This is a genomic window from Spirillospora sp. NPDC052269 (assembly GCF_040679435.1).
In the GTDB taxonomy this organism is placed as follows: Bacteria; Actinomycetota; Actinomycetes; order Streptosporangiales; family Streptosporangiaceae; genus Spirillospora.
In genome coordinates, this window is the sequence record NZ_JBFAUU010000017.1 from 27571 (window position 1) to 41560 (window position 13990).

A 13990-nucleotide genomic window follows, 5' to 3' on the forward strand; every position below is an offset into this window, starting at 1 on the left:
GTGGAGTCGGCGCTGCGGGGGTGCGTGGGGCGCGCCGGCGGCGCCCCCCCCCCCCCCGCCGGGGCGCCCGCCCCCCCCCCCCCCCCCCCCCGCACGACTGATCGCGAAGCGATGTCGCGCTCGCCCGAGTCATCGGGCCGCGCCCGAGCCGCTAGGCGAGGGCGTGGAGCCGGGGGCTCCTTGAACACAGCCTCTGGGCGAGCCCTCGGAGCCGGAGGCTCAAAACAAACACTCCCGGCGTTGCTGGCGTTCTTGGGGGTGGTGGCGTACTCGCTCTCGATGGCGGTGCTGACGCCCGCGATGCCGCTGGTGCAGCGGGATCTGCACACCTCGGCGGCGGGGGCGGCGTGGGGGCTGACGTCGATGATGCTGTCGGCGGCGGTCTCGACGCCCGTCGTGGGGCGCCTGGGGGACCTGTACGGGCCTCGGCGGGTGCTGTTGGTGGTTCTGGTCGTCGCGACGGCCGGGACGGTCCTGGCGGCGATTGCGCCGTCGCTGGGGGTGCTGCTGGCCGGGCGGGCGCTCGCCGGGATCGGCGGCGGGGTGTTCCCGCTGGCGTACACGGTGATCCGGAACGTGCTGCCGCCGGCGCGGACGGCGTCGGCGGTCGGGCTGATGTCGTCGATGCTCGGGCTGGGCGGGGCGCTGTCGTGGTGTGTGGCCGGGCCGGTGATCGACCTGTTGGGCTGGCGGTGGCTGCTGTGGATGCCGGTGCTCGGGCTGGTGCCGGGGATGGTCCTGGCGTGGCGGCTCGTCCCGCATGTGCCCGGACGGCCCGGAGCGGGCGTGGACTGGTGGGGCGCGGGCCTGTTCTCGGCGTGGATGGTGGCGGCGCTGACCGCGCTCACGCAGGGCATGTCGTGGGGCTGGACGTCCGGCGGGGTGCTCGGGCTGGCGGGCGCCGCGGTGGTCCTGGCGGGCGTCTGGTGGGTCGTGGAGCGGCGGGTGGACGAGCCGCTCGTCGATCCGCGCCTCATGCGCGTGCGCGGGGTCTGGACGGCGAACGCGGCGTCCCTGCTGGCCGGTTATGGCCTGATGGCGGGCGGCGTGCTGTTCCCGCTTCTGGTGCAGGCTCCGCGTCCGACGGGGTTCGGGGGGAGCGCGACGGCGGCGGCGATGCTCCAGCTCCCCGCGAGCGTGGGGATGACGCTCGCCGGGATCGCCGCCGGACGGCTCCACCACCGCGTCGGATCCCGTGCCGTGCTCATGGTGGGCGCCGTGCTCACGGGCGTCGGGTACGGGTTCGTCGCGCTCGTCCATGGCGCGATGTGGGAGCTCTACGTCGGCGGGACGGCGCGGGGGATCGGGCTCGGGCTGGCCTACGCGGCGGTCGCGAACCTGGTGGTCGCGGCGGTCGAGCCCGCGCAGACGGGGGTGGCGACCGGCGTGAACACGCTGCTGCGGACGGTCGGCGGGTCCCTCGGGACGCAGGTCAGCGCGGTCATCCTCACCGCCTCGGCCGTCCACGGGCATCCCGCCGGGGCGGGTTATGCGACGGGCTTCACCATCACGGCGGTGACGATGGCGGGGGTCCTGGCGCTCGCGCTGGCCGCTCCGGGACGGCGGGCGGCGCGTCCGTCCGGGGCCCTGGACGCACAGGCGCCTGGGCGTGCATCTGCACACTCCAGCGCGCAGCGTTAGGACGGCGGGTTTCAGAACGACCCAGAACGGCGCGGAACGGCCCGGAACGGCCGGACGGCCCGGCGGCACGAGGCCGCCGGGCCGTCCGACGCAAAGGGTTCCGCCCGACCTCCCGGAGGGCTTCCGGGAGGCCGTGACCCGGGTGTTAGAAGGACTCCACGGCCCGGCGGGCCTCGGGGTCCAGCACGCCCCAGCCGATGAGCTCCTCGGTGAGCTCGGTCGGGGACTTGTCGTAGATCACCGCAAGAGAACGCAGGTCCTCCTGCCGGATGGACAGGACCTTTCCGTTGTAGTCGCCCCGCTGGCTCTGGATCGTCGCGGCGTAGCGGGCGAGGGGACCGGCCTTGTCCTTCGGAAGCTGCTGCAGGCGCTCAAGGTCGATGACGAGCTTGGGCGTTGGCCCGAGCGGGCTCGGCGCGGCTCCGCCGGGCAGCAACTCGGAGACCGGCACGCCGTAGAAATCGGCGAGCTCGGCCAGCTTCTGAACGGTGACGGCGCGGTCGCCCCGCTCGTACGAACCCACGACGACGGCCTTCCAGCGGCCGCGGGACTTCTCCTCCACACCGTGCAGGGACAGGCCCTGCTGGGTGCGGATGGCGCGCAGGCGCGCGCCGAGAGCCTTAGCGTATTCAGACGGCATTTCGCGGCCCCCCAGGCTCACTTCTCGTCGTCGTTGCGGATTCCCCGGCACCGGTGGGTCCGGTGTCGGGCGGAGTCGGGCCTCCCGGCCGTCACGGCCCGGAAGTCCTCCTCCAGGGATGGTTACGGACAGTGACGGTAAAACGGTGACGCCCCCAGGTCAAGCCGATTGGAAAAAAGCGGTCGAATCCGTAGGTGTCGATCCGGGTCGTCCGGATCACCGCGAAGGCCCGCACGCCCCGCTCAGCGGGCACCCGCGCCCCCTCCCGCGCGCGTCTCGCGCGTGAGGGCGTGCGAGCCGGGTGTGACCGCTCTCACCAGGCACAATGCGGCCGGGAGGGGTTCGGTTCAGGGGGGTCGGCCTGCTAGGTTGTCCGGGACAAGGCGTCCTTTAAGACCCGTCCTGTGAGGCGGGAAAGGAGGTTCAGGCGGTGAATGCTGCCCAAAGGCCGGACGATCCGGCCCAGGCGCGAGTGACCGGCCGTGACAGCGGTCCGGACCCCCGGCAGAAGGCCGTTCTGGAGGGTCCCGACATCCGGCGCGCGCTCACCCGTATCGCCCACGAGATCCTCGAGCGGACCAAGGGCGGCGAAGACGTCGTCCTGATCGGCATCCAGACCCGCGGCGTGACGCTGGCCGAGCGGCTGGCCGAGGCCCTGCACGAGGTCGAGGGCCGTCCCGTTCCGTGGGGCTCGCTCGACGTGACGATGTACCGGGACGACCTGCGGCTGCGGCCCGCCCGCGCGATCCGCCGCACCGAGCTGCCCGCGGGCGGCATCGAGGACCGGGTCGTCGTGCTGGTCGACGACGTGCTGTTCTCCGGCCGCACCGTGCGCGCCGCGCTGGACGCGATGAACGAACTCGGCCGCCCCCGCGCCGTCCAGCTCGCCGTCCTGGTGGACCGCGGGCACCGCGAGCTCCCCATCCGCGCCGACTACGTGGGCAAGAACCTGCCCACCTCGACGCGCGAGACGGTGAAGGTCCTGCTGGCCGAGAACGACGGCCGCGACGCCGTCCTCCTCGGTCCGAAGGAGGAGAAGTAAATGAAGCGCCACCTCATCTCGGCCGCCGACCTCACCCGCGACGACGCGCTGCTCGTCCTCGACACCGCCGAGGAGCTCGCCCGCGCGACCGAGGGGTCGATGAAGAAGCTCCCCACGCTGCGCGGCCGGACGGTCGTCAACCTCTTCTTCGAGGACTCCACCCGCACCCGCATCTCGTTCGAGGCGGCCGCCAAGCGGCTCAGCGCGGACGTCATCAACTTCTCCGCCAAGGGCTCCTCGGTCAGCAAGGGCGAGAGCCTGAAGGACACCGCGCTCACGCTGGAGGCCATGGGCGCCGACGGCGTCGTCATCCGGCACGGCGCGTCCGGCGCTCCGCACCGGCTGGCCAACTGGGTCCGGGGCAGCGTCGTGAACGCCGGGGACGGCACGCACGAGCACCCCACCCAGGCCCTGCTGGACGCGTTCACCATGCGCCGCCGCCTCGGCGACCTGGAGGGACGCAAGGTCACCATCGTCGGGGACATCCTCCACAGCCGGGTGGCACGGTCCAACGTGCTCCTGCTGAACACCCTGGGCGCCGAGGTCACCGTGGTCGCCCCGCCGACCCTGCTGCCCGTCGCGGTGGACACCTGGCCCGCCGAGGTCTCCTACGACCTGGACGCCGTGCTGCCGAAGAGCGACGTGGTGATGATGCTGCGCGTCCAGCACGAGCGGATGAACGCCAGCTACTTCCCGACCGTCCGCGAGTACAGCCGCCGGTACGGCCTGGACGGGGAAAGAATGGCCCGTTTGTCCGATAGCGCCATCGTCATGCACCCCGGCCCGATGAACCGGGGCGTGGAGATCGCGGCCGAGGTCGCCGACTCCGTCCGGTCCACCATCGTCGAGCAGGTCGCCAACGGCGTCAGCGCTCGCATGGCCGTTCTCTACCTGCTGCTCGGCGGTTCCGAGCCCGCCATCGGCAAGGAGGTCTCCCAGTGAGCACCGAGTACGTCATCAAGGGCGCCCGCATCCTGGGCGGAGACCCCGCCGACATCCTGGTCCGGGACGGCGTGATCGCCGAGATCGGGCCGGACCTGGCCGCCGAGGGCGTGGAGGTCGTCGAGGCCGCGGGCCTCATCGCCCTGCCCGGCCTGGTCGACCTGCACACCCACCTGCGCGAACCCGGCCGCGAGGACGCCGAGACCGTCGAGTCCGGCACCAAGGCCGCCGCGATGGGCGGGTTCACCGCCGTCCACGCGATGGCCAACACCGACCCCGTCGCCGACAGCGCGGGCGTCGTCGAGCAGGTCTGGCGGCTCGGCCGCGAGGCCGGGTACTGCGACGTCCAGCCGGTCGGCGCGGTCACCGTCGGGCTGAAGGGCGAGCGGCTCGCCGAGCTCGGCGCGATGGCCGACTCGGCCGCCGGCGTCCGGGTGTTCTCCGACGACGGCCACTGCGTCTCGGACGCGGTGGTCATGCGGCGCGCGCTGGAGTACGTCAAGGCGTTCGACGGCGTCGTCGCCCAGCACGCGCAGGAGCCCCGGCTGACCGAGGGCTCGCAGATGAACGAGGGCGAGATGAGCGCCGCGCTCGGCATGCGCGGCTGGCCCGCGGTCGCCGAGGAGGCGATCATCGCCCGGGACGTGCTGCTCGCCCAGCACGTCGGGTCGCGGCTGCACGTGTGCCACGTGTCCACGGCCGGCTCGGTGGAGATCATCCGCTGGGCCAAGTCCAAGGGCTGCCGGGTGACCGCCGAGGTCACCCCGCACCACCTGCTGCTGAGCGACGAGCTCGCCGCGTCCTACGACCCGATCTTCAAGGTCAACCCGCCGCTGCGCACGGCCGACGACGTCACCGCGCTCCGGCACGCCCTGGCGGACGGCACGATCGACATCGTCGCCACCGACCACGCGCCGCACCCGGTCGAGGCCAAGGAGACCGAGTGGGCCGTGGCCGCGATGGGCATGATCGGCCTGGAGACCGCGCTGGCGGTCGTCCAGGAGGCCATGGTCGAGACCGGCCTGCTCGACTGGGCCGGGGTCGCCGAGCGCATGTCGTTCGCGCCCGCCCGCATCGGCCGCCTCTCCGGACAGGGTCGTCCGCTGGAGGCGGGGTCGCCCGCCAACATCACGCTGTACGACCCGTCGCCGCGCCGCGCCGTGGACCCGGCCGCGATGACGTCCAAGAGCCGCAACACCCCGTACACGGGGATGGAGCTGCCCGGACGCGTCGTCGCGACCTTCCTGCGCGGCCGCGCGACCGTTCTGGAAGGAAAGCTTCAGTGACCCCACCTCCCGCTCTTCTCGTCCTCGAGGACGGACGGACGTTCGAAGGGGTCGCCTACGGGGCCGAGGGGGAGACCTTCGGCGAGATGGTCTTCAACACCGGCATGACCGGCTACCAGGAGACCCTCACCGACCCGTCCTACGCCCGGCAGATCGTGGCGATGACCGCCCCGCACATCGGCAACACCGGCGTGAACGACGAGGACCCCGAGTCGTCCCGCATCCAGGTGGCCGGGTACGTGGTGCGCGAGCCCGCGCGGGTGGCGTCGAACTGGCGGGCCACCGGCTCGCTGGGCTCGGCGCTGCGCGCGCAGGGCGTGGTCGGCATCGCGATCACCGGCACCCGGGCGCTGACCCGGCACCTGCGCGACCGCGGCGCCATGCGCGCCGGGATCTTCAGCGGGGACGCCGCCCAGGCCCCCGTGGACGAGCTGCTGAAGCGCGTCCAGGAGTCGCCGCAGATGGCCGGCGCGTCCCTCGCCGAGGAGGTCGCCACCCAGGAGGCCTACGTCGTCCCGGCGATCGGTGAGAAGCGGTTCACGGTCGCGGCCGTGGACCTCGGCATCAAGGGCATGACCCCGCACCGGATGGCCGAGCGCGGCATCGAGGTGCACGTCCTGCCCGCGACGGTCACGGCCGAGGACATCCTCGCGCTGGACCCCGACGGCGTGTTCCTCTCCAACGGCCCCGGCGACCCCGGGACCGCCGACCACCAGGTCGCGGTGCTGCGCGGAGTCCTGGACGCGGGCAAGCCGTTCTTCGGCATCTGCTTCGGCAACCAGATCTTCGGCCGCGCGCTGGGCCTCGGCACCTACAAGCTGCGGTTCGGCCACCGGGGCGTGAACCAGCCGGTGCAGGACGTCCGCACCGGCAAGGTCGAGATCTCCGCGCACAACCACGGGTTCGCCGTGGACGCGCCCAAGGACGGCCCGTTCGACACCCCGTACGGCCGCGCCGAGGTCTCCCACGTCAACCTGAACGACGGCTGCGTCGAGGGGCTGCGGCTGCTCGACCGCCCGGCGTTCAGCGTCCAGTACCACCCTGAAGCGGCGGCGGGTCCCCACGACGCCTCCGGCCTCTTCGATCAGTTCGTCCAGATCATGGAGGACGGGAAGTAATGCCGCGCAGGGAAGACATCCGGTCCGTCCTGGTCATCGGGTCCGGCCCGATCGTGATCGGGCAGGCGGCCGAGTTCGACTACTCCGGCACGCAGGCGTGCCGCGTGCTGCGCTCGGAGGGCCTGCGGGTCATCCTGGTCAACAGCAACCCGGCAACGATCATGACCGACCCGGAGATGGCGGACGCGACCTACGTCGAGCCGATCACCCCGGAGACCGTCGAGAAGATCATCGCCAAGGAGCGGCCGGACGCGCTGCTGCCCACGCTGGGCGGCCAGACGGCCCTCAACACCGCGATCGCGCTCTTCGAGAGCGGCGTCCTCACCGAGTACGGCGTCGAGCTGATCGGCGCGGACGTCGACGCGATCCAGGCGGGCGAGAACCGCGAGAAGTTCAAGGAAGTCGTCGCGAAGGTCGCGCGCGAGCAGGGCCTGAACGCCGAGTCCGCGCGGTCGGTCGTCTGCCACACCATGGACGAGGTCATGGCCGCCGCCGGGGAGCTCGGCTACCCGGTGGTCGTCCGGCCGTCGTTCACCATGGGCGGCGCGGGCTCGGGCTTCGCGCACGACGAGGACGACCTGCGCCGCATCGCCGGCACCGGGCTCGACGCGTCCCCGACCAGCGAGGTGCTCCTCGAGGAGTCCATCCTCGGCTGGAAGGAGTACGAGCTGGAGGTGATGCGCGACCGCAACGACAACGTCGTCATCGTCTGCTCGATCGAGAACCTCGACCCGATGGGCGTGCACACCGGCGACTCGATCACCGTCGCGCCCGCGATGACGCTCACCGACCGCGAGTACCAGAACATGCGGGACGTGGCGATCGCGGTGATCCGCGAGGTCGGCGTCGACACCGGCGGCTGCAACATCCAGTTCGCCGTGCACCCCGGCACCGGCCGCATGATCGTCATCGAGATGAACCCGCGGGTGTCGCGGTCGTCGGCGCTGGCCTCGAAGGCCACCGGCTTCCCGATCGCCAAGATCGCGGCGCGGCTGGCCGTCGGCTACACGCTGGACGAGATCCCGAACGACATCACCCGCGTGACCCCGGCCTCGTTCGAGCCGACGCTCGACTACGTCGTGGTCAAGGTCCCGCGGTTCGCGTTCGAGAAGTTCCCCGGCGCGGACGGCACGCTCACCACGCACATGAAGTCGGTCGGCGAGGCCATGGCCATCGGCCGCAACTTCACCGAGGCGCTGCAGAAGGCGCTGCGGTCGCTGGAGCAGAAGGGCTCGTCCTTCTCCTGGGCGGGCGCGGTCGGCGACAAGGCCGAGTGGCTGGCGAAGGCCGCCGAGCCGCACGACGGGCGCGTCCGGGCCGTCCAGCGGGCGATGTGGGCGGGCGCGACCGTCCAGGAGGCCTACGAGACGACCCGGATCGACCCGTGGTTCCTCGACCAGATCGCCGGGCTGAACGAGATCGCGGGCGAGATCCGCACCGCCGAGGACGCGCTGACCCGCGACAAGATCCTCACCGCCAAGCGGCACGGCTTCTCCGACGCCCAGATCGCCGAGCTGCGGGGGCTGTCGGAGGACGTCGTCCGCGAGGTGCGGCACGCCCTCGGCGTCCGGCCCGTCTACCTCACCGTGGACACCTGCGCCGCCGAGTTCGAGGCCAAGACGCCGTACCTGTACTCGGCCTACGACGAGGAGACCGAGGTCCCGCCGGGCGAGAAGCCCAAGGTGATCATCCTCGGCTCCGGGCCGAACCGGATCGGGCAGGGCGTGGAGTTCGACTACTCCTGCGTCCACGCGTCCTTCACCCTCGCGGACGCGGGCTACGAGACCGTCATGGTCAACTGCAACCCCGAGACCGTCTCGACCGACTACGACACCTCCGACCGGCTCTACTTCGAGCCGCTCACCCTGGAGGACGTCCTGGAGGTCGTGCACGCCGAGCAGCGGTCCGGCCAGGTCGCGGGCGTGATCGTCCAGCTGGGCGGGCAGACCCCGCTCGGCCTGGCGCAGAAGCTCAAGGACGCGGGCGTGCCGATCGTGGGCACCTCGCCCGAGTCGATCCACCTCGCCGAGGAGCGCGGCGCGTTCGGCCGCGTCCTGCACCGGGCCGGGCTCACCGCGCCCAAGCACGGCACCGCCACCTCCTACGAGGAGGCGGTCGAGATCGCCGCCGAGATCGGCTACCCGGTCCTCGTCCGGCCGTCCTACGTGCTCGGCGGACGCGGCATGGAGATCGTCTACGACGACGCCACGCTCGAGGCCTACATGGCCAAGGCGACCGAGGCGTCCCCCGAGCACCCGGTGCTGGTGGACCGCTTCCTCGACGAGGCCATCGAGATCGACGTGGACGCCCTGTTCGACGGCGAGGAGCTCTACCTCGGCGGCGTCATGGAGCACATCGAGGAGGCCGGGATCCACTCCGGCGACTCGGCGTGCGCGCTCCCGCCGATCACCCTCGGCCACGACGACCTGCACCGCATCCGCGAGGCCACCGAGGCGCTCGCGAAGGGCATCGGCGTCCGCGGGCTGATGAACATCCAGTTCGCGCTGTCGGCGGGCGTCCTGTACGTCCTGGAGGCCAACCCGCGCGCGTCCCGGACCGTCCCGTTCGTGTCGAAGGCGACGGCCGTGCCGCTGGCCAAGGCCGCCGCCCGCGTCATGATGGGCGCGACGATCGCCGCGCTCCGCGCCGAGGGCCTGCTGCCGCCGACCGGCGACGGCGGGGCGCTCCCGCTGGACGCGCCGATCGCGGTGAAGGAGGCCGTCCTGCCGTTCGACCGGTTCCGCAACGCCAAGGGCCAGGGCGTGGACACCGTCCTCGGGCCGGAGATGCGGTCCACCGGCGAGGTCATGGGCATCGACGAGGTGTTCGGCACCGCCTACGCCAAGTCGCAGCAGGCCGCCTACGGTTCGCTGCCGACCAAGGGCAGGCTGTTCGTGTCGGTGGCGAACCGGGACAAACGCCACATGATCTTCCCCGTGAAGCGCCTCGCTGACCTGGGCTTTGAGATTCTTGCCACGGAAGGGACCGCCGAGGTCCTGCGCCGCAACGGCGTGCGTGCCAAGATCGTGCGCAAGCACAGCGACGGTCCCGGCGAGGAGGGCGAGCCCACCATCGTGCGGCGCGTCCTCGACGGGGAGGTGGACCTCATCGTCAATACTCCCTTCGGGAGCCCCGGCCAGTCCGGGCCCCGGCTGGACGGCTACGAGATCAGGACCGCGGCCGTCCTGCGCGGCGTGCCGTGCGTGACCACCGTCCAGGGGCTCGCCGCGGCCGTGCAGGGCATCGAGGCCATCGCCGGCGGGCTGGTCGGCGTCCGCTCCCTGCAGGAGCACGCCGAACGCCTGAGCGGCGCCCACGGCGTGCTCGGGCAGGGGTGAGCTGAGGAACACGGGCTCCGGCGGGCCGCCCCCACGCGCGGGGCGGCCCGCCGGCCCGGACGAGGACGAGAGGGAGACGGGTGTCCGACTCACCGGTGCAGACGTCGGCGACGGTCCTGACGGTCCGCCAGGTGCAGGACTATCACGCGATGACGCTGGTGGCCCCGGCCATAGCCGAGCGGTTCCGGCCCGGCCAGTTCGTGGGGCTCGCCGTCGGCGGCGAGCACTCCGCCCGGCTGGTGCGGCGCTGGTTCTCGGTCTACGAGGTCAAGTCGGACTACGGCGGGACGATCGAGATCGTGTTCGCCGACACCGAGCCCGGGACGGCCTGGATGACCTCCCGCCGCGCCCGGGACCAGGTCGACCTGCTCGGCCCGCTCGGCCGCCCCTTCCGGCTGCCCCGCGACCCGGTGAGCTGCCTCCTCGTCGGCGGCGGCCCGCAGGGCGCGGCGGTGTTCGCGCTCGCCGACACCCTGGCCCGCCGCGGCTGCAAGGTCCACTTCGTGCTCTGCGGCGCGTCCGCGCCGGAGGTGTTCGGCTCCCGGATGGCGCAGCGCATCGGCGACACCGCCGTGACCGTGACCGAGGACGGCTCGCTCGGCGAGCGCGGGACCGTCCGCGACGTCCTGCCCCGGGTCATCGACGAGACCGGCACGGACGTCGTCTACGCCTGCGGCCCGACCCCGATGCTGCGCGCGGTCACCCGCGTCGCGGGCGACTTCGGGCTCCCCTCCCAGGTGTTCCTGGAGGAGTTCCTGCAGTCCACCGCGGTCTGCGGGATCGGCGTGTGCGGGACGTGCGTCCTGCCGTTCCACGGCGACGACGGCGTCACCCGCATGGTCCGGGCCTGCGCGGACGGGCCGGTGCTGCGCGGCGACCGGGTCCGCTGGGGCGACCTCGGCACCATCCCGTTCGACGCGCTCGGCGCGCCGCGCGTGCTGTCGGCCGTCCCGTCCGAAGGAGCCGACCGATGACCCCCTCGTCGACCGACATGACCGTCCGGATCGGCTCGCTGGAGCTGCCGAACCCCGTGCTCACCGCCGCCGGGTGCGGCGGCACCGGACGCGAGCTCGCCCCCTTCTTCGACCTCACCCGGATCGGCGCGTTCACCACGGCCTCGGTGACCACGCAGCCGCGCGCCGGACGCCCCACCCCCCGCGCCGCCGAGGCCCCCGCCGGCCTGCTCACCGCCATGGGCCTGCCCGGCCCCGGCGTCGAGCCGTTCCTCGAGCGCGACCTGCCCTGGCTGGTCGACCGCGACGTCCGGACGATCGTGTCGGTCGCGGGCAACAGCGTCGAGGAGTTCGCCGAGGTCGCCCGGCGGCTGCGCGGCGTCGCCAACATCGCGGCGATCGAGGTGAACGTCGCCTGCCCGAACGTCGCCGACCGGGGCCGCATGTTCGGCTGGCACCCGGGCGCGGCGGCCGCCGTGGTCGGGGCCGTCCGGCTGCACTCGCGGCCCGGGACGCCCGTCCTGGCCAAGCTCGCCCCGGACGTCACCGACATCGCCCGCATCGCGCTCGCCTGCGTGGACGCGGGCGCCGACGGGCTCACCCTCGTCAACACCATGGAGGGCATGGCGATCGACCCGGTCACCCTGCGGCCCGCGCTGACCGGCGTGTCCGGCGGGCTGTCCGGTCCGGCGATCCGCCCCGTCGCGGTCCGCTGCGTCTACCAGGTGCACGCCGCGCTGCCCGACGTCCCGATCATCGGGGTCGGCGGCGTCGACTCCGGGCTCGCCGCCCTGGAGTTCCTCCTCGCCGGGGCGAGCGCCGTCGCTCTCGGCACCACCCTGTTCCACGAGCCCGGCGCACCGCTGCGGGTGCTGCGCGAGCTGGAGGACGCCCTCGCGTCCCGCCGCATCGCGCACCTCGCCGACGCCGTCGGGCTCGCCCACAAGCCCGCCGGGTACGTCCCGCCGCGCATCCTGCCCCTGCCCCCGGACCTCACCGAGGGCGCCACCGAGCCCGCCGAGACCCCGGAAGCCGCCGTGTCCGCCTCTGTGTCCGCCGCTGAGGCGTCCGGCGGGCCTTCCGGGTCTCTTGCGCGCCCGGGCTCCCGCAAGGCCGCTGACGCCGCGTTCGGGGCGCGGTCAGGCGGCGCGGACGCCCGTCCGGGGGGCCGGGAGGGCGCCGCGAGGTCGTGGGAGGCGCGGATCGCCGCCCCCGCCCGCCCCCGCCGCCAGGACGCACCGGACCCCGACCCCGCCGGGGCCGAGACCAAGGAGAGACTCCCGTGACCGCTGTACAGGCCCCCATCGCCGTCGCCCTCGACGCCCCCGACCTGGACACGGCCGCGCGCTGGGCCGGCCAGGTCACCCCGCACGTGAGCACCGTCAAGGTCGGCCTCGAGCTCTACCTGCGCTACGGCCCCGACGTGATCGCGAGCGTCCGCGGGGCGAGCCGCGTCCAGGTGTTCCTGGACCTGAAGCTCCACGACATCCCCGCGACCGTCGCCGGCGCGACCCGCGCCGTCGCCCGCCTGAAGCCGACCTACCTGACCGTCCACGCCGCCGGCGGCCCCGCGATGATCCGCGCCGCCGCCGAGGCCGCCCCGGACACCCGGATCGCCGCCGTGACCGTCCTGACGTCCCTGGACGACGCCGACCTCGCCCAGATCGGCCTCGCGGGCCCCGCCGCAGACGCCGTCCTGCGCCTGGCCGCCCTGTCCGTCGAGGCGGGCGCCCGCGCCCTGGTCTGCTCCCCGCACGAGGCCGCCGCCGTCCGCGCGGAGGTCGGCCCCGACATCACCCTGATCACCCCCGGCGTCCGCCCGTCCGGCGCCGCCACCCAGGACCAGGCCCGCGTCGCGACCCCCGAGCAGGCCCTGGCGGCCGGAGCCGACCTCCTCGTCATCGGCCGCCCCATCACCGGCGCCCCCGACCCCGGCGCCGCGGCCGCGAGCATCGCCGCCTCCCTCCGAAAGAACACGGCTGTGTTGGATTGAGCCTCCGGCTCCGCCTCCTCGCCTAGAGGCTGTGTTGGATTGAGCCCCCGGCTCCACGCCCTCGCCTGGCGGCTGTGTTGGATTGAGCCCCGGCTCCACACCCTCGCCTGGAGGCTCGGGCGCGGCCCGGAAGCTCGTGCGAGCGCGGCATCGCTTCGCGATCAACCGCGTGAGGGCTCGCCTTCGGCGTCGCCCCCACGCGGTTGGTAGCGCGCTCGCTGCGCGGGCTGAGCGCCTCCGCTGCGCGGGTTGAGCGCCTCGGCTGGGCGGGTTGAGCGCCTCGGCTGGGCGGGTTGAGCGCCTCGGCTGGGCCAGAAATCTTGGGCCTCGGAGCCGCGTTCCGGGGGCGGCTCGAAAACGTGACCAAGATCATCTTTGGGTGGGGTGATGAGTGACGGGTTTCGGGGGTTTATGGGGGGAAAGTTGCGATCTTGCCTATGTGTCCAGGTGGCGGGGGCGGGGCCGTCGCGCGGGGCCGAGTTGGGTACACTCTGTATTCAGGACACTCCAAGGAGTGATTTTCGTGATTTTGTGGCGGGTAAAACGGCACTTCACGTTGCCTTATGGGCCGTGAACTCGCTAGTTTCCCGTCCCGTCCGACTCCGTCGAGTGGAAACCTGAGGTGACCCGGCGTGGCTCTTCCGCCCCTAACCCCCGAACAGCGCGCCGCAGCCCTGGAGAAGGCTGCCAAGGCCCGCAAGGAGCGTGCCGAGGTTAAGAACCGGCTGAAGCACGGGGGGACCTCGCTCGCCGAGGTTCTCAAGGAGGGTCAGTCCGACGATGTCGTCGGAAAGATGAAGGTGTCGGCTCTCCTGGAATCCCTGCCCGGTGTGGGCAAGGTCCGTGCGAAGCAGATCATGGAGCGTCTGGGCATCGCAGAGTCCCGCCGTGTGCGGGGCCTCGGCGCCAACCAGCGCGCCTCCCTGGAGCGTGAGTTCGGCGGCGGTGGAAACCGTTAACCCCGATCCGCGAGCGGGCGCGACGGCGATGCCGTCGCGGCCGGCCCGGGTGTGCCCGGATCCGGCACCACCCCGCTC

Annotated in this window: 11 protein-coding genes; 10 read left to right on the top strand and 1 reads right to left on the bottom strand. The window is 72.9% G+C overall.

What is annotated here, in order from left to right; translation table 11 throughout:
- The first annotated feature begins 240 nt into the window (after positions 1–240).
- Positions 241–1641, top strand: a complete 1401-nt coding sequence (locus tag AB0L06_RS31870) for an MFS transporter (protein ID WP_500234843.1) — start codon at positions 241–243, stop codon at positions 1639–1641.
- A 145-nt stretch (positions 1642–1786) separates the two neighbouring features.
- Here the strand turns inward: AB0L06_RS31870 and bldD are convergent, their stop codons facing one another.
- Positions 1787–2281: a transcriptional regulator BldD gene (gene bldD / locus AB0L06_RS31875; RefSeq protein ID WP_021597992.1), complete on the bottom strand. Its 495-nt coding sequence runs from the start codon at positions 2279–2281 to the stop codon at positions 1787–1789.
- A 472-nt stretch (positions 2282–2753) separates the two neighbouring features.
- On the opposite strand from bldD, the gene pyrR reads away from it, so the two are divergent.
- From pyrR to mihF, 9 genes are all read left to right on the top strand, one after another.
- The gene (pyrR, locus tag AB0L06_RS31880) at positions 2754–3323 is read left to right on the top strand and encodes a bifunctional pyr operon transcriptional regulator/uracil phosphoribosyltransferase PyrR (RefSeq protein ID WP_500235034.1); all 570 of its coding nucleotides are present in this window, start codon (positions 2754–2756) and stop codon (positions 3321–3323) included.
- Entirely contained in the window at positions 3324–4265 is a 942-nt protein-coding gene (locus AB0L06_RS31885; protein ID WP_500234844.1) for an aspartate carbamoyltransferase catalytic subunit, read from the top strand.
- Positions 4262–5551, top strand: coding sequence for a dihydroorotase (locus AB0L06_RS31890; RefSeq protein ID WP_500234845.1), 1290 nt, complete (start codon positions 4262–4264; stop codon positions 5549–5551). Before AB0L06_RS31885 ends, AB0L06_RS31890 begins: the two co-directional genes overlap by 4 nt.
- Entirely contained in the window at positions 5548–6669 is a 1122-nt protein-coding gene (gene carA, locus AB0L06_RS31895) for a glutamine-hydrolyzing carbamoyl-phosphate synthase small subunit (protein ID WP_500234846.1), read from the top strand. Before AB0L06_RS31890 ends, carA begins: the two co-directional genes overlap by 4 nt.
- Positions 6669–10007 carry a carbamoyl-phosphate synthase large subunit gene (gene carB, locus AB0L06_RS31900; RefSeq protein ID WP_500234847.1) on the top strand — a complete coding sequence of 1113 codons (3339 nt, stop codon included), beginning with the start codon at positions 6669–6671 and terminating at the stop codon, positions 10005–10007. Before carA ends, carB begins: the two co-directional genes overlap by 1 nt.
- Before the next feature lie 80 nt (positions 10008–10087).
- On the top strand, positions 10088–10981 hold the full coding sequence (locus AB0L06_RS31905; protein ID WP_500234848.1) for a dihydroorotate dehydrogenase electron transfer subunit: 894 nt from the start codon (positions 10088–10090) through the stop codon (positions 10979–10981).
- Complete coding sequence (locus AB0L06_RS31910; protein WP_500234849.1) at positions 10978–12246, top strand: dihydroorotate dehydrogenase; 1269 nt, start codon at positions 10978–10980, stop codon at positions 12244–12246. The genes AB0L06_RS31905 and AB0L06_RS31910 overlap by 4 nt, the downstream gene beginning before the upstream one ends.
- Entirely contained in the window at positions 12243–12953 is a 711-nt protein-coding gene (gene pyrF, locus AB0L06_RS31915; RefSeq protein ID WP_500234850.1) for an orotidine-5'-phosphate decarboxylase, read from the top strand. The genes AB0L06_RS31910 and pyrF overlap by 4 nt, the downstream gene beginning before the upstream one ends.
- 632 nt (positions 12954–13585) lie before the next feature.
- Positions 13586–13912 carry an integration host factor, actinobacterial type gene (mihF, locus tag AB0L06_RS31920; protein WP_500234851.1) on the top strand — a complete coding sequence of 109 codons (327 nt, stop codon included), beginning with the start codon at positions 13586–13588 and terminating at the stop codon, positions 13910–13912.
- The last annotated feature ends 78 nt before the right edge of the window (positions 13913–13990 follow it).